The sequence below is a fragment of the Streptomyces sp. Edi2 genome (assembly GCF_040253635.1).
Taxonomy (GTDB): domain Bacteria; phylum Actinomycetota; class Actinomycetes; order Streptomycetales; family Streptomycetaceae; genus Streptomyces.
Map to the genome: position 1 here is coordinate 7,209,219 of NZ_JBEJGX010000003.1, position 14,597 is coordinate 7,223,815.

Genomic DNA, 14,597 nt, shown 5'->3' on the forward strand with positions numbered 1-14,597 from the left:
CAGGGCCGCAGGCGTGGGCGGTGGTCCGGACGGCGGCGAACCGAACACAGGTGCGCACCACAAGCATCCCTGGATAGCCTCGCGTTGACCCGCGCCGGGCCGGGGGCGCGACGTACGTGTTCGGACAGACCCCGACCGACCACGCATGCGACCAGGACGGTGGTAATCCACATCCATGGCAGATCACGACCTGACCGGCTTTGACCGCAGCACCTTCACCCATGGCGGCGCCACCCGCCGTATTCTGCGGCGCGGTACGGGGCCCGCGGTGATCGTGATGGCGGAAATACCCGGCATCACGCCCAAGGTTCTGGCGTTCGCGGAGCGTGTGGCCGACCTCGGCTGCACCGCCGTGCTCCCGGTGCTGTTCGGTACGCCCGGTCGCGATGCCGACCCTGCGTCCGCCGGCCGGCTGAAGTCCGGGCTCTACACGGCCTCATCGCTGTGGAAGGTGTGCGTGAGCCGGGAGTTCACCGTGCTGGCCACGGGGAAGACCTCCCCCGTGGTCAGCTGGCTGCGGGCCCTGGCCGCGCACGAGCACCAGCGCTGCGGCGGCCCCGGCGTCGGAGCTGTCGGGATGTGCCTGACCGGCGGCTTCGCCCTGGCCATGGCGGCCGATGAGCGCCTGCTCGCCCCCGTGTTGTCCCAGCCGTCCCTGCCGCTGCCTCTCACCAGGAGCCGGGCCGCCGGTATCGACATCTCCGCCGAAGACCTGGCCGCCGTGCGGGGCCGCTGCGAGCGTACGGACCTCCGGGTCATGGGGCTGCGGTTCCGTTCGGACCGGTTGGTGCCGGGCGACCGGTTCGCCTTCCTGCGCCGCGAACTCGGTGCGGCGTTCACCGCCGTTGAACTGGACGACGACGCCGCGAACCCCGATGCCGTGCTGCCGCCCCACTCCGTCCTGACCGAGCACCTCATCGACGAACCGGGCCAGCCGACCCGCGCCGCGCTGGACGACGTACTCGACCTCTTCCGCACCCGCTTGCTCGCACAGCAGCAGGGCGGCACGGCGGCAGCCGGAACCCCGGCCACCCCCGAAGACGCGTGACCCAACGCGTCCACGCGCGCTGACCCGCTACTCCGGCACAGGGCTCTCGTCCTGGCAACTCCGCAACTCCTGTGGATGGCTCCTCCCTGACTGGTTATCCACAGGAGGCGGCCTCCGGAACCATCGGACGGCTCATCCCCCTACCGTCGGTGACATGCACGGAGGACTGCCGTTCATCGGCATCAGCACCATGGTCTACGGCCTGATCGGACTGTTCACGGTCGTAGTCGGCGCGATCCGCAAGACAGGGGGAGATCGAGTTGCACACCATCACCGTCATCGTGCCCGCTCACAACGAGGAGGAAGGGCTGCCGGCCACACTGGAGTCGCTGGCACACCAAACGCTCCGGCCTGACCGGATCCTGGTCGTGGACGACGCCTCCACGGACCGCACGGGCGAGGTGGCAGCCTCACACGGCGTCACGGTCCTGCGCCCGCCCCGCAATCTCGGCAGCAAGGCCAAGGCACAGAACTACGCCCTGCCACACTGCACCACCGACCTCGTCCTGGCCGTCGACGCGGACACCGTCCTGGCACCGGACTACATCGAGACCGTCCTACCCGTCTTCGACGACCCAAGCGTCTCGGTAGCGGCAGGCACGGTCCGCACCCGCCATACCCGCACGCTCTGGGAACGCGGCCGCTCGACCGAGTACCTCTTCGGCTTCCACTGGCACCGCCCCATCCAGGCCCGCGCCAATAGCCCCATGGTCTGTTCGGGCTGTTGCTCCGTCTTCCGTCTCTCCGACCTGACGGCCTTCGGCGGCTTCCCCGAACGGACCATCGTCGAGGACATGGATTACACCTGGTCGCAGCAGATCGCGGGCAGACGCGCGGTCTACGTCTCCGACGCCGTGGCCCTCGCCGCCGACCCGGAAGACCTCACCTACCTCCGCAAACAGGTCTGGCGCTGGATGGCCGGCTTCTGCCAGAACGTCCGGCTCCACCTCGGACGACTGGTCGTCCGTAAACCCCTGCTGGCGGTCTGGGTGCTCCTCGCCCTCCTGGAAATCCTCACCGCACCACTCTGGTGGGCAACCCCCTTCGTGATCGCCGCGACCACCGACCAGCCACCCGCACTCGCCTTCACCTGGTGGGCCGGAGCCGAACTCCTCCTGACGATGCCCCCGCTCATCTACGCCGCCCACCGCCGCAAACTCCCGCTGCCGGGTGTGCTGCTGAACATCCCCTGCGTCTACGCCACCAAAGCCGTCAACCTCGTCTACGCCTGGAAGGCCCTCATCGTGGAACTGCTGCTGGTACCACTGCACTTGTCGCGCGGACTGACCGTCTACGAGAAGGGCCGGGCCGATACGGCGGCGGTGCGAACGGCGCTGGCCGGCGGGTAATACGCGCTACGACTCCGACCGGCGTTGCGGAGCTTACGGAACGGCCCCTCCCGGTATCCCCGGCATCCCCGGCATCCCCGGCATCCCCGGTATCTCCGGTGTGCCGGGAGGGGAGGGGCCCGGCGCCCGGCGGCGCCGCGCGACGGTCCGGGGCCTGAGGTCGTCCAGAACGTCTGGACGGTTCCGAACGATGCGGCGAACTCCGGGGCGCGGTAGAGGGTGTGGGCGGCAGCGTCTCGGCGCCGATGCCGACCGGCGGCTGGAGGAAGTGGCCCGGCGTGCGGCAGGGGCACGGGGACCTCATAGCCTGATGACCGAACTCGGTCCGGCACGCCGGGCAACCACATCAACCGCATCACCACAGGGGGACCCGTATGTCTGCGTACTCACCGCCACCACAAGGGCCGACTCCCTATGGCCGGCAGCCCGGCCCGAATCCGTACGGGCCGCCTGTAGGCCATGACGGCCCGGCCTCCTACGGGCCTCCTGCAGGTCAGGGTGGTCCGACCCCCTACGGGCCGCCTGCCACCGGTCCGCTCCTCCACGGCCACCAGCCTGGATACGCGCCCTCGCCGGTCCAGCAGTCCGGTGTCCCGATGTTCACGCCGACGGGGCCCGCGCGACGTCCTTGGCTCCGGCCGCTCATCGCCCTCGGCACCGTGGCGTTGGTCTTCGCGGGGTTTGGGGTATTGAGCATGCTGACCGATGACGGTAAGCCCCCGGAGAAAGTCGCCCGCGACGCCGTCGCCGGGGACTGCCTGGACAACCGCGGCACACACGCGGACCCAGTCCTTTTCACCGTCCCCTGCAGTGACACCAAAGCCGACTACAAGGTCATGTTCAGTGCCACCCGCCAAAGAAAATGCCCACCGGAATTCGACGAGTACACCGAGCGGGGCAGCCGCCTTGGCGATACCACGCTGTGCCTGACCCGGGTCCATCCCTAGTGGATCACTAGTGCCTCACCAGGCCGGAAGGAGTCTTCTGCCGCCACCGGTTCATCGGGTCCATCGTCCCGTCCTGGCGCTGAACCGCCCGCCGCCAGGGCCGGATACCGTCGCGAGGCATCCCGCCATCCATTTCCGCCGTGGAATTCCGCCGCCGGCGCCCGTCCAAGCTCTATGCGGACAAGACTGACGAGTACGACCACGACCATCTGCGCCGCCGGCATCGCCATGGCATCGCCACGGACAGCGAGGCGCCCGGACTCGGGGGTCATCGGTGGCTATCGGGGGCCATCGGGGACCAGAGGAACCATGGTTGTTGGCAGTGGTACCACTGGTCCCCAAGGCAGAGGTGTTACTTGAGGTTGATCACCAGGCCGAAGTCGTTGCCCCGGTGCCAGCCCGTGCTGATCTTCGGGCTGCCGTGGGTGTGGTCGGCCCAGCCGTAGAAGTGCTGCCAGGTCACATCGTCGCCGTACCAGTGGTTGTAGTCCGTTTCCGCGTACGCCTGGACCGCCTTGCCGTCGCGCCTGGTGTCCCACAGGTAGAAGGCGCCGGAGACGTACGACTTGCCGCTGACCTTCTTCGTGCACTCCATGTACTTGGCGGCGCCGCCGGTGATGTGGATCTCCTTCCAGCCGGAGCACTTGTTGGCGGCGGCCTCCACGTGCCCGGCGGACGGCGTCGACGGTGCGGCCGGGGCGGCGGTCGCGGCCGGGGCGGCAGCGAGGCCGCCCGCCAGCATCAGTCCGGCGGCTGCGAGAGCGATGCGCTTACGTGACATCACGGTCGGTCCCTTTCGTCGGCCGGCGGACGGTCCCCCGTTGGGACCCCGTGGCCCGTCGGCACCACACCACCGTGCCCGGCCGCTCCGGCCCGCCCCAACGGTCTCGGGGCAAGTGACGTCCTCCTGGGATCCCACGCTTGTGACCTGCCAATTCGTCGCCAGGGGTGGGACGCGAAGGGGGACGGTACGGCGGGCCGGCACCGGCGCAGCGGGCCGGTACCGCAGGCCGGTACGCGGGATGCCCCGGTGGGGGACAGGGCAGGGCAGAGCGGTGGGCGGACTGACGCTGCCGTGTGCTCTGCCCGCCCGCCGACCCCACCCCGTGCAGCAACTACTCCAACGCGCCGGCCGGCGCCTGGTCGGTTTGCTCCACGGCCTCGACGAGGGGGAGACCCCGAACTTTCTATCTCTGCCCGAGCACTCGACTCCGCGACTCCGCGACTCCACAGGCAACGGAGGTTGAACGACAAGCTCAGAGCTGTGCCGTAGTGCCGGTCAGACCGATTCCCCGGGCCTCAGATACCGGTAGCCGTTGTCGGTCTCCTCGGTGAGCCAGCCGTTGACGCTGTTGAGGCCGCGATCGTTGAGTTGGGCGTCGTGTATCGCAAACGCCCGCTGGGGTGCGATCGCCTTGACGAAGCCGATCGCCTCCGATGTCTTCATCCAGGATCCTTGGACCGGGACCAGGAGCGTTTCCACCGGTTGCCCGGGTACGTGGAACGAGTCACCAGGGTGGTAGACCGCCTCGTCGACGAGGTAGCCGAGGTTCACGCAGTCCGGCCGGCCGTCGTGGACAGGCGCGTGACGGCCGCCTACCGCCCGTGCCCGGAAGCCGGCCGCCGTGAACTCCTCGTCGGGCGACACCCGGAGAACGTCCAGTCGTGGGATGTCCGCCCCGGCCGGGGCGTAGACGGGCACGCTGAGCCCGGCCAGGCGCAGGACGTCGATGTGATCGGCGTGTTCGTGTGTCACCAGTACGGCGTCGGCGCCGGCCAAAGCGGCCGGCTCGCTCCATATGCCGGGATCGATCACCAGCACCCGGCCATCGTGTTCAAGCCGCACACATGCGTGGGTGTATTTCGTGAGCCGCATGTCCTGCCAACGTACCCGATGCACCCGGGCGGAGGGGGGAGGCATTGGGCCCGCTAACGGTGGGGGTGGGGGTGGGGTTCGGTCTGGTGTCGGGTGGCGTGGAGGGAGCCGAGGAGGTGGAGGGCCTGGGCGCTGGGGCTGCCTGGTTCGGCGTGGTAGATGACGAGTTGCTGGCCCGGGGCGTCGCGTACGTCGAAAGCCTGGTAGGTGAGAGAGAGGGGGCCGACGCCCGGGTGGCGGAGGTGCTTGGCGTTCTGGGTCTTGCCGCGCACGGTGTGGGAGTTCCAGAGCCGGCTGAAGTCCGCGCTGTGCTCGGTGAGGGTGCGGACGAGTTCGCGCAGTCGTGGATCGTCCGGATCAAACCCGGCTGCCTGGCGCAGGTTGGCGACGGTGGCCTGGGCCGCCCGGTTCCAGTCCGTGTAGAAGTGCCGGCCCGCGGGGTCGAGGAAGGTCATACGGGCCAGGTTGTCCCTCGGAGCGAACGGGGCGTACAGGGCATCCGCCAGGGCGTTGGTGGCGAGAAGGTCCATGGCCCGGCTCATGACGAACGCCGGCGTGTTCGGGTAGCCGTCCATCAACTGGCGCAGCGCGGGACTGACCCGCTCGGCGGTGTGGTCGGGCCGCTGGTCGCTCGGTGTGGCCCCGGCCAGCCGGTACAGGTGCGCCCGGGCATCCGCGTCGAGGTGCAGCGCGCGGCTGAGGGCGTCGAGTACCTGGGGTGAGGGGTTGCGTTCGCGCCCCTGTTCCAGGCGGGTGTAGTAGTCGGCGTTCACGCCGGCCAGGACGGCGACCTCCTCACGGCGCAGGCCGGCGACCCGGCGAGTCCCGTAACTCGCCATGCCGACGTCCTCCGGCTGCAGACCGGCGCGGCGTGCGCGCAGGAAGTCTCCCAGGTGGTTGTCGTCCATGTACTCAGGTTAGGCGGCGGCCTCGGTGTGCTGCCCGGGTGTGTGGCACCCAGGCAGCGCATGTCCTGGTTGGCGGCCGCTGACCTGCCCAGACTCGGTGCTGCAGAAGGAAATCGGAGCAACCGGGAGAGGGGGCCGCCATGGGCGGGACCACTGATGACGTCACCACTGATGACGTCACCGCTGGTGAAGACACCGCGGGTGATGACACCGTGGATGTGGTCGGAATGTGGGTGACCGCGGACGGTCACATCCGCCAGGAGCTGTTGCCGGACGGTCGCTACGACGAGGCCCGCGGTGGGCGGCGCAGCGCGTACACGGGCCGGTACACGGTGACCGGCAGCCACCTGGACTACGTCGACGACCCCGGGTTCAGCGCGACGGGCGACATCCGGGACGGGGTGCTCTACCACGAGCATCTGGTGCTGTACCGGGAGGAGGTGGCGTCGTAACGGGCCGGCCACGTCCTTCAGATTCCGGGGTGGTCGGGGTGTCCGGGGCGTCCTGGGCGCCTGGGGTAGCCGGGGTGTTTGGGGTGTCTGGGCGTCCGGGGCGTTCTGGTCTCCGGTGACGCTGCTGCAGATTGCGGGCGCCTTCGTTCCCCTGGGCCTCGTGGATGGCACGCTGGCGCCCGTCGCGGGACGGCTCGCGGCCCGGTTCGGCGCCCACCGGTGATCGCCCCCGCCCTGGTCGCTGATGACGTCGCTCAGCCCCTGGCCCATGACGCAGTCTGCCGGTCGGCGTCAGCGGGGCGTTATGGTGGATCACGAGGGCCTCCTGGGCATCGGTGCAGACTTCGCAATCCACACCGAAACCAGAAGGCCCTCGCCTCTTTCAAGGACCACTCACGGCATGTCGCCTGTCACCAACGTCCCGGGACAACACACCTAGCGCGCGGCGAGCCGTTCCAGCAGGGCGGCGCTGCGCGCCAGCACCTCGCGCTCCTCGCCGGTGAGTTCGAGTTCGATGGCCTGGGCGAGCCAGCCGGCCCTGCGCCCGCGCTCCGCCTCAAGAGCGGTGTGTCCCGCAGGGGAGAGTTCCACCAGGGACTTGCGGCCGTCCGTGGGATGCGCCCGGCGGACGACGAGCCCCTGATCCATGAGCAGCCCGACCGCGCGGGCCATGGACTGGGGCCGTACGCGCTGGTCCGCCGCCAGATCGCTGGTGGTCATGGGCCCGTTGCGATCGAGGGTGCCGAGCACGGAGGCCTGGCCGAGCGGGATCCGGTCCTCGTGCTTCACGCGCCGCGTGAGCTTGCCCATCGCGGTACGCAGTTCGGTGGCGACGGCGGCGGGTTCCGGGGTGGGCATAGGGCACTTTAACCGGTGACCAGCAGCGAAGCCGTACCCCTCACCTGCGCAGCCGAGCTGAACAGCGCAACTGAACAGTTCAACTGAGCAGCGTAACTGAACAGGCAAACTGAACAGCATTGCTGTAGACTCGCCATTGTCGCGGCACGCGCCAGCGTTGTCGCAGCAGGGCCGCGGCGTGCAGCAACGCGAAGGACCTCCCATGGTTTCCACGGCAGTTGAGTCCACCGTCATTCAGTCCGTCACCGCACGCAGGGTCCTCGACAGCCGGGGCAACCCCACCGTCGAGGCCGATGTCCGCCTCGCCGACGGATCCCTCGGCCGCGCCGCCGTCCCCTCCGGCGCCTCTACCGGCGCACGGGAAGCCGTGGAGCTGCGTGACGGGGACCCGGGGCGCTGGCACGGCAGGGGAGTCGACCGTGCGGTCGCCCACGTCAACGGCGACATCGCGTCAGCGGTCGTCGGGCGCGATGCCGACGATCAGGCGGGACTCGATGCCGCGCTCGTCGCGCTCGACGGCACGGCCGACAAGTCACGGCTCGGCGCCAACGCGCTCCTCGGCGTCTCCCTCGCCGCCGCAAAGGCCGCCGCCACGGCCCACCGCCAGCCGCTCTACCGCTACCTCGGCGGCGCCGACGCCCGCCTTCTCCCGCTGCCGATGATGAACATCGTCAACGGTGGCGCCCACGCCGACAACCCGCTGGACTTCCAGGAGTTCATGATCGCTCCGGTCGGTGCGGAGACCTTCGCGGAAGCCGTCCGTATGGGCTCCGAGGTCTTCCATACGCTCCGTCGCACTCTGCTGTCCGCCGGGCACGCCACGGGCGTCGGTGACGAGGGCGGCTTCGCGCCCGCGCTCCGTACCGCCGAGGAAGCGCTCGACTTCGTCATGACGGCCATCGAGCGCACCGGTTACCGGCCGGGTACGGACATCGGCCTGGTCATGGACCCGGCCTCGTCGGAGTTCTTCCGGGACGGTACGTATGTGTACGCGGGTGAGGGGGTGCGCCGTACGCCCACCGAACACGCCGACTACCTGGCCAAGCTGATCGACGCCTACCCGATCGTCTCCATCGAGGACCCGATGGCCGAGGACGACCTGGACGGCTGGCGGGAGCTGACCGCCCGTGTCGGTGATCGCTGCCAGCTCACGGGCGACGACGTGTTCTGCACCAATGAGAATCTGCTGCGCGAGGGCATCCGCACCGGTGCCGGCAACTCGGTCCTGGTCAAGGTCAACCAGATCGGCACCCTGACCGAAGCCCTCGCCACCGTCGCCACCGCGCACCGCGCGGGCTGGACCGTCGTCATGTCGCACCGCTCGGGCGAGACGGAGGACACCACCATCGCGGACCTGGCGGTGGCGACGGGCTGCGGCCAGATCAAGACCGGCTCGCTGTCCCGGTCCGACCGTACGGCGAAGTACAACCAACTCATCCGGATCGAGGAGGAGTTGGGTGCGTCCGCGCGGTACGCGGGCGGAGCGGCGCTGGCCCGTTCCTGACGAACTGCAGCGCCTTTTCGTGGTGTGTCATTGCCGAGGCCGCGGCGCGGTATCTCTGCGCGGTTGACGCTGCCCCACTCATTCACAGCCGCGGGGCCGGACGTGATCCGGGCCCGCGGGGCGGTGTCGGCGTCCGCTCCCTGTTCTCCTTGGAAGGGAAGGACGCCGAACCGCCCTGCGGCCTCTAGAGGTGTGGTTAACGTGCTCTCATCCTGCAGCGGCCGACTTGGTGTTCAGTAGGTTCGGCCTGCTGGGGTGATAGCCGTCGGCGTCCGGGTAAACGTCACGGTATATGGCGCGGGAAACGGCCTCTATTGTTTCTATTCCCTCGCCCCACCCTTCGTTTGCGGGGTGGCCTTTGGGGACCCTGTTGTTCTCGGTGAGCACGGCCAGCCCGGAGTCGTAGCCGTTGCCCGTGAGAGCCGCCATGCTGTTCACTTTCCAGTCGCCTCTGTCGAACGGCTCGACATCGGGGTTCTGGCTACGCTGCATCCAGCCGTTCTTCACATGGATCACGGAGTCGAGCGGAGCGCCGGCTGTGGCTCCCCACCGCTGGCTGCTCTGGACCTGGTGCATCAGGTCGAGCGCGTAAGCCCGGCTCTTTCCCCCGAGGACCGAGTCGTCGTCACCCGAGAAGATGCGCAGGAGCTTGGCTTGGTCGCCTGCCGTGATCTGGGTGAGGCCCCAGGTGCCTTCCTGGTCGAGGACGGTTTCCTTCATTCCGGCCTTGTCGAGGAATTCCTGGATCCTGACGGGCTTCGGCTTCGCGGGATCCTTCAGGTCGGACAACTGCTTCCACAGTGTGGTCGCGGAGTCGTTGTCCGAATCGATGATCATCTTGCGTGCGAGAGCGTCTTCCGTCCCGGTCAGGGTGCCGTCGTTCTGGTACAGCAGGGCTCCGAGGATTATTGTCTTTGCGGTGCTGGCCGCGTCGTATTTTTTCGAAGCGTCAGAAGTGCACTTGGTTCCGGTGGGCCGGTCGTAGAAGGAGAGCGACGCCAAGCTCTTCCGGCTTTCCAGTGCCTTGGATATGTCGCTCGACAACTTATTGGCCAGCTCTTGATGATGGGAGGTGCATCGCACCGTCGAGGTGGCTGCCTTGGCGCTCTGCGGTGCCGCGGCCGACGGCGTAGCCGCTGCGATGGATCCGGCGACCGCTCCCGCTCCTATTGCCGCTGCGGTGAGCTTCGAAAGCCATCTCATGTCTGATCACTGTCCTTTCGGGGTGCTGGAAAAATCGGCTCGGGGTGGCCTGAAACTGAACAATCGGCTTGAGGGCCGGGGGCACTGCCCCGTCGCGACGGCAGTGCCGCCGCAGGAGGTGGATGACGACAGCGGCGGGGGGCAGGGCCTCTCTTCCCTGAGAGGCACCCGACGGGCCCGGCCCGGAATTCCGGCAGACGGTGACGTACCGTCAAATCCCTGCATGTCACAGTATCGATGCGCCCAAGGAAGATGCCCGCCTGATGGACGCCATGGACGCTGATGTGAAGCGGCTGCAGCGCCACGGCGGAGGGACGGCGGACCGTAAGTTGATGCCCGTGCCGCAGGCACAGCAGCTTCGTAGCGGCTCCGGCCACGGGCGATGCCGCGCCCCCAAGGTGGACGACATGACCTACGAGCACACTCCCTTGCACCGATGAAATCCCGCGTCCCTTGCCGAAGTTGCTGACCGGTTCTGCGACCTGATGGTCCCCTGGTGGGTGGCGGGTGGTGGGTGGTGGGTGGCGGGTGGCGGGTGGCGTCGCCATTGAACTCGCGGTGGGCCACCGCACCGAGACCACAGTGACATCGACATCCTGCTGCTGCGGCGGGATCAGCGCGCCGTGCAACAGGTTCTGCCGGCCTGGCAGTGGTGGGCCGCCGATCCGCCGGGGAGTCTGCGCCCGTGGGCATCGGGCGAGGTTCTTCCCGAGAGCGTTCATGACATCTGGCGTCAGCCGGCGGCAGGCGAACCCTGGCGCATCCAGATCATGCTCGAGGCCCATGACCAGGAATGGGTGTCACGCCGTGATCCGCGAGTACGTCGTCCGATCGACGCGCTCGGCCTGATCTGCGCCGACGGTATTCCCTACCTCGCACCGGAGGTACAACTCTTCTACAAGGCCAAGGAGCCGCGCGCCAAGGACGAAACAGACCTCGACGCAGCCCTGCCCACGCTCACCCGCCAGCGACTCTGGCTCGTCCACGCCATCACCCAGGCGTACGGATCGCATCCGTGGGCCGACCGGCCGGCCTGACCGCACGGCTGATTCGACTGACCCGGCAGAACGGCTGCCCCGACTGAGCCGGCAGAGCCAGCAGAACGGCTGCCCCGGCCGACCCGGCCGAACGGGCAGGGCGGCCGGACCCGGTGGCCTTCGCCTCAGAACGGCGGGATCTGCTCGGGGACGAGTCCGGCTTGGCGGAGGAGGCCGTGCAGGTCGGTCTCGCCCCAGAACTCGACGATGCGTCCGCCCCGGAGCCGGTAGGACTTGACCCCGGTCATGGTGAGGTCCCGGCCGGTGCGGTCGTGGGTGTAGGTCAGGGTGAAGGCCACGGTGACACGGTCGTCCGCCGCGAAGAGGTCATCGACCTGAACGCGGCAGTGGGACAGGCCCGGTGTGAGCACTGACTGCTCGGGATAGTGCCGCCCCTGGACGTGCCGGCCGGCGCCGTGGACGAGTACGTCCTCCGCTACGAGTTCGGCGAGATCGGCAACCTGCTGCGTCTCGAAGACGCGGAGGTAGCGGCGGACGACATCGGCGTTGCGCTTGCTGGTGGCCACGGCGGAGTCAGACATGGACGGACCGTATCCACCGGCCGGCGTCGCCGGACTCGCCGGTGCCGGCCGCGTGGCGGGCGATGAGTTTGCGCCGGTCCGGGAGTCAATACGGGGGCGGGCTGATTCCGCACCCGGCCGATTCCGCATCCGGCTTCCTCCGCACCCGAAAGGCAGCGTCATGAGCAAGCTGATCGTCACCGCATTCGTCACTCTGGACGGCGTCATGCAGGCCCCCGGCGGTAAGGGCGAGGACGTCGACGAAGGGTTCGAGCACGGCGGCTGGCAGGTTCCGTACGTCGATGACGACTTCATGGGACTGATGACGGAGATCTTCGAACGGGCCGCCGACCATCTCCTGCTCGGCCGGAAGACCTACGAGATCTTCGCCGCCCACTGGCCCCGCGTCACCGACGAGAACGACCCGATCGCCGTGAAGCTCAATGCCATGCCCAAGTACGTCGCCTCGCGCACCCGGAACAGCCTGGAGTGGAACAACTCCCATCTGCTGAAGGGCGACGTCGCCGAGTCCGTCGCACAGCTCAAGGCGCAGCTCGACGGCGTGATCATGACGCAGGGCAGCAGCGACCTCATCCACACCCTGCAGCGGCACGATCTCGTCGACGAGTACCGGCTGCTCGTCAACCCCGTGATCCTCGGCACCGGAAAGCGGCTCTTCGCCGAGGGCGCCGCCCCTGCCGCCTGGACACTCACGGAATCCCGGGCCACCAGTGTGGGGGTGCAGTACTGCGCCTATGAAAAGGCGGGGAAGCCCGCATATGGATCCTTCATGCTGGACGAGCAGGACTGAGCAGGACTGAGGTTGAGGACGCTCGACGTGCACCTCGTCGTGGCCGATGCGTGAATGGGCGGGTCCCGGACACATTCCGTGGCCCACGTCCCGTGGGGCGGCCGCCGAGGCGTACCGTCTCGGCCGCGTCCGAGAGCGACACCTCACCAGCGGCCGGGGCGCACCACTTCGGCCCCACGGGTCACCACGGATTCAGCTCCTTACGCGGCCGGCCAGCAGGGTGCCCGCGGTCGCCAGGACCAGTCCGCCGAGGGTCAGGGGGCCGAGATGCTGGTCGAGCAGCAGGGCTGCGAAGCCGGCCGTGACCATGGGGACCAGGTAGAAGAGGCTGCTCACCTGGCTGGTGCCGTGGCGTTGCAGGAGCCCGTAGAGCAGGCCGACACCGACGATGGAGTTGACGAGTGCCGTCCACAGCAGCACCGGCCAGTAGCCGGCGGTGAAAGTGACGTCGAAACCTTCCGCGAACAGGGCGGGCAGCAACGCGGCGACGGCGGCGGCCAGCAGCTGTACGGCGTTGCCGGAGACCGGATCCATGCCGCGGCAGAACCGCTTCTGGTAAACGGTGCCGGCCGAGATGCCGAGAAGCGCCAGGATGACGAAGCCGAGGCCGGCGAGGTAGCCGGCGTCGAAATGGAGCCCTTCTCCGACCGCGAGCGCGACCCCGCCGAGCCCCAGTACGAGGCCCAGGCACTGGCCACGGGTGACGCGTTCGTGCAGGACGGGGACGGCGATCAGCGAGGCCGTCAGCGGGTAGAGCGCGATGATCAGCGCGGCGAGCCCGGATGGGACGCCGAGATCCATGCCGACGTAGATGCTGGAGAACTGGACGGCCTGCACCAGGACACCGGCGACGGCCAGATGCGCCAGCAGCCGGCCGCGGGGTAAGGCACGCCGGCTGACCAGGGCGATCACCAGCAGGACCCCGCCGGCGAGGGCGAAGCGCAGGGTCGCGAAGGTGTATGGGGCGGAGTGGCGCAGGCCGATTTTGCCGGAGATGAAGCCGGAGCTCCAGACGAGTACGAGGGCGACGCGGGCCAACAGGTCGGCACGCCCGATGCCGCGTGGTGCGGTGGTGGCCGCGCTCGTGGTGGCGTTCATGGCCGGGGGAGGGGCGGAGGGCGGGGTGACTTGGGTGGGGTTCAACTGCATGGAATGTCCTGATCTCTTGGTGCTGTTCGCGGCCGTGGAGCGGCGCCCGTCGGCGCAGTGGCGTGGCGTGCGTGGTGTACTGGCGTGCGTTAAAGCGCACGCCAGTACAGAATAACGTTCAGGCGCGGGGAGGGCCGGCAGATTCCATGCGGGTCTCCTGCAGCAGGAACAGCAGGAACAGCAGGAACAGCAGGAACAGCAGGAAGAGGCAGGAAGAGGCAGGAAGGCCAGGAAGGTGCAGCCCCCGGAACGGCACACGGAAAAGCCGGGGCACGTCAGGTGCCCCGGCTCACCACCGGCCCGTCCCGTCTCCGGGGGGCGAAGCCGTCAGTAAAGGCTGGAGAAGAGCAGCGCGACCATCCGCGCGGGCTGGTCGGTGTCGTTGCGGAAGGAGTGCGGGTACCCCGCCGACCAGCGCGCGCAGTCCCCAGTCCGCAGGGTGTGGTCGACGCCGTTGTACCGGGTCACCAAGGTGCCCTCGGTCACGATGATCAGGTCCGTGCCCTCGTGCTGAAGGTCCTCGCCCAGCGCGCTGTGCGGGGCGAAGTCTCCCTGGACCACCTGGTACCCCAACTCCGGTGCACGCAGCACCCGGTAGGTGATGCCGGGCGCGCGCTCGATCACCGGCTGTTCTCCGAACGGGAACAGGGACGGCGCCGCCTGGCCGGGCGAGAAGCCGAGGAAGGACCCCACGTTGTGCCCGAACACCTTCGCCAGCCGGCCGAGCCGTTCCAGCGCGATATCGGTCTCGCCCCGCTCCAGCGACGCCAGGAACGAGACCGAAAGACCGCATTCGGCCGCCACCTGACGCAGCGACATGCCCCGCTGGGTCCGCAGCCGGCGCAGGACCTCCCCTGGAGCCGGAAAGCCCAGTTCGGGGTCCGGGCGGTGGGCTGCCGGATGCGTCGGGGAGTCCGGGGCGGTCATGGCCGCA

At 68.8% G+C, this 14,597-nt stretch carries 16 protein-coding genes; 7 read left to right on the forward strand and 9 right to left on the reverse strand.

The features are described from left to right. Window positions 1-175 precede the first annotated feature (175 nt). The 3 genes from ABR737_RS35055 (at window position 176) to ABR737_RS35065 (ending at window position 3,344) form a co-directional block, all read left to right on the forward strand. Window positions 176-1,048, forward strand: coding sequence for a dienelactone hydrolase family protein (locus ABR737_RS35055; RefSeq protein WP_350255053.1), 873 nt, complete (start codon window positions 176-178; stop codon window positions 1,046-1,048). A 260-nt stretch (window positions 1,049-1,308) separates the two neighbouring features. Continuing rightward, a complete protein-coding gene (locus ABR737_RS35060; RefSeq protein WP_350255054.1) occupies window positions 1,309-2,397 on the forward strand; it encodes a glycosyltransferase family 2 protein in 1,089 nt (362 codons plus the stop codon). 695 nt (window positions 2,398-3,092) lie between these two features. Beyond that, window positions 3,093-3,344 (forward strand): LppU/SCO3897 family protein, encoded by a 252-nt coding sequence (locus ABR737_RS35065; RefSeq protein ID WP_350255055.1) that lies wholly within the window; start codon window positions 3,093-3,095, stop codon window positions 3,342-3,344. A 352-nt stretch (window positions 3,345-3,696) separates the two neighbouring features. Here ABR737_RS35065 and ABR737_RS35070 read toward each other — a convergent pair whose 3' ends face one another. The 3 genes from ABR737_RS35070 to ABR737_RS35080 all read right to left on the reverse strand — a co-directional run bounded on the left by ABR737_RS35070 (window position 3,697) and on the right by ABR737_RS35080 (window position 6,128). Further along, window positions 3,697-4,125, reverse strand: a complete 429-nt coding sequence (locus tag ABR737_RS35070; RefSeq protein ID WP_350255056.1) for a hypothetical protein — start codon at window positions 4,123-4,125, stop codon at window positions 3,697-3,699. Window positions 4,126-4,623: 498 nt separating this feature from the next. Further along, entirely contained in the window at window positions 4,624-5,220 is a 597-nt protein-coding gene (locus ABR737_RS35075) for an MBL fold metallo-hydrolase (RefSeq protein ID WP_350255058.1), read from the reverse strand. A gap of 53 nt (window positions 5,221-5,273) precedes the next feature. Beyond that, complete coding sequence (locus ABR737_RS35080) at window positions 5,274-6,128, reverse strand: helix-turn-helix transcriptional regulator (protein ID WP_350255060.1); 855 nt, start codon at window positions 6,126-6,128, stop codon at window positions 5,274-5,276. A gap of 227 nt (window positions 6,129-6,355) precedes the next feature. On the opposite strand from ABR737_RS35080, the gene ABR737_RS35085 reads away from it, so the two are divergent. Then, window positions 6,356-6,580, forward strand: coding sequence for an Atu4866 domain-containing protein (locus ABR737_RS35085; RefSeq protein ID WP_350257047.1), 225 nt, complete (start codon window positions 6,356-6,358; stop codon window positions 6,578-6,580). Window positions 6,581-7,015: 435 nt separating this feature from the next. Here the strand turns inward: ABR737_RS35085 and ABR737_RS35090 are convergent, their stop codons facing one another. Continuing rightward, window positions 7,016-7,438, reverse strand: a complete 423-nt coding sequence (locus ABR737_RS35090; protein ID WP_350255062.1) for a MarR family winged helix-turn-helix transcriptional regulator — start codon at window positions 7,436-7,438, stop codon at window positions 7,016-7,018. 202 nt (window positions 7,439-7,640) lie between these two features. Between ABR737_RS35090 and eno the strand changes: the two genes are divergently transcribed. Then, a complete protein-coding gene (gene eno / locus ABR737_RS35095; RefSeq protein ID WP_350255064.1) occupies window positions 7,641-8,942 on the forward strand; it encodes a phosphopyruvate hydratase in 1,302 nt (433 codons plus the stop codon). 207 nt (window positions 8,943-9,149) lie between these two features. Here the strand turns inward: eno and ABR737_RS35100 are convergent, their stop codons facing one another. Beyond that, window positions 9,150-10,145 (reverse strand): serine hydrolase, encoded by a 996-nt coding sequence (locus ABR737_RS35100; protein WP_350255066.1) that lies wholly within the window; start codon window positions 10,143-10,145, stop codon window positions 9,150-9,152. Between the two features lie 623 nt (window positions 10,146-10,768). On the opposite strand from ABR737_RS35100, the gene ABR737_RS35105 reads away from it, so the two are divergent. Continuing rightward, entirely contained in the window at window positions 10,769-11,182 is a 414-nt protein-coding gene (locus ABR737_RS35105; RefSeq protein ID WP_350255067.1) for an amino acid transporter, read from the forward strand. A 125-nt stretch (window positions 11,183-11,307) separates the two neighbouring features. On the opposite strand, the gene ABR737_RS35110 is transcribed toward ABR737_RS35105, so the two are convergent. Beyond that, window positions 11,308-11,724, reverse strand: coding sequence for an ester cyclase (locus ABR737_RS35110; protein WP_350255069.1), 417 nt, complete (start codon window positions 11,722-11,724; stop codon window positions 11,308-11,310). A 160-nt stretch (window positions 11,725-11,884) separates the two neighbouring features. On the opposite strand from ABR737_RS35110, the gene ABR737_RS35115 reads away from it, so the two are divergent. Beyond that, window positions 11,885-12,514, forward strand: a complete 630-nt coding sequence (locus ABR737_RS35115; protein WP_350255070.1) for a dihydrofolate reductase family protein — start codon at window positions 11,885-11,887, stop codon at window positions 12,512-12,514. 192 nt (window positions 12,515-12,706) lie between these two features. Here ABR737_RS35115 and ABR737_RS35120 read toward each other — a convergent pair whose 3' ends face one another. The 3 genes from ABR737_RS35120 to ABR737_RS35130 form a co-directional block, all read right to left on the reverse strand. Then, window positions 12,707-13,663, reverse strand: coding sequence for a DMT family transporter (locus ABR737_RS35120; protein ID WP_350255072.1), 957 nt, complete (start codon window positions 13,661-13,663; stop codon window positions 12,707-12,709). 118 nt (window positions 13,664-13,781) lie between these two features. Beyond that, entirely contained in the window at window positions 13,782-13,937 is a 156-nt protein-coding gene (locus tag ABR737_RS35125; RefSeq protein ID WP_350255073.1) for a hypothetical protein, read from the reverse strand. Between the two features lie 53 nt (window positions 13,938-13,990). Beyond that, window positions 13,991-14,590, reverse strand: a complete 600-nt coding sequence (locus tag ABR737_RS35130; RefSeq protein WP_350255075.1) for a cupin domain-containing protein — start codon at window positions 14,588-14,590, stop codon at window positions 13,991-13,993. Between the last annotated feature and the right edge of the window lie 7 nt (window positions 14,591-14,597).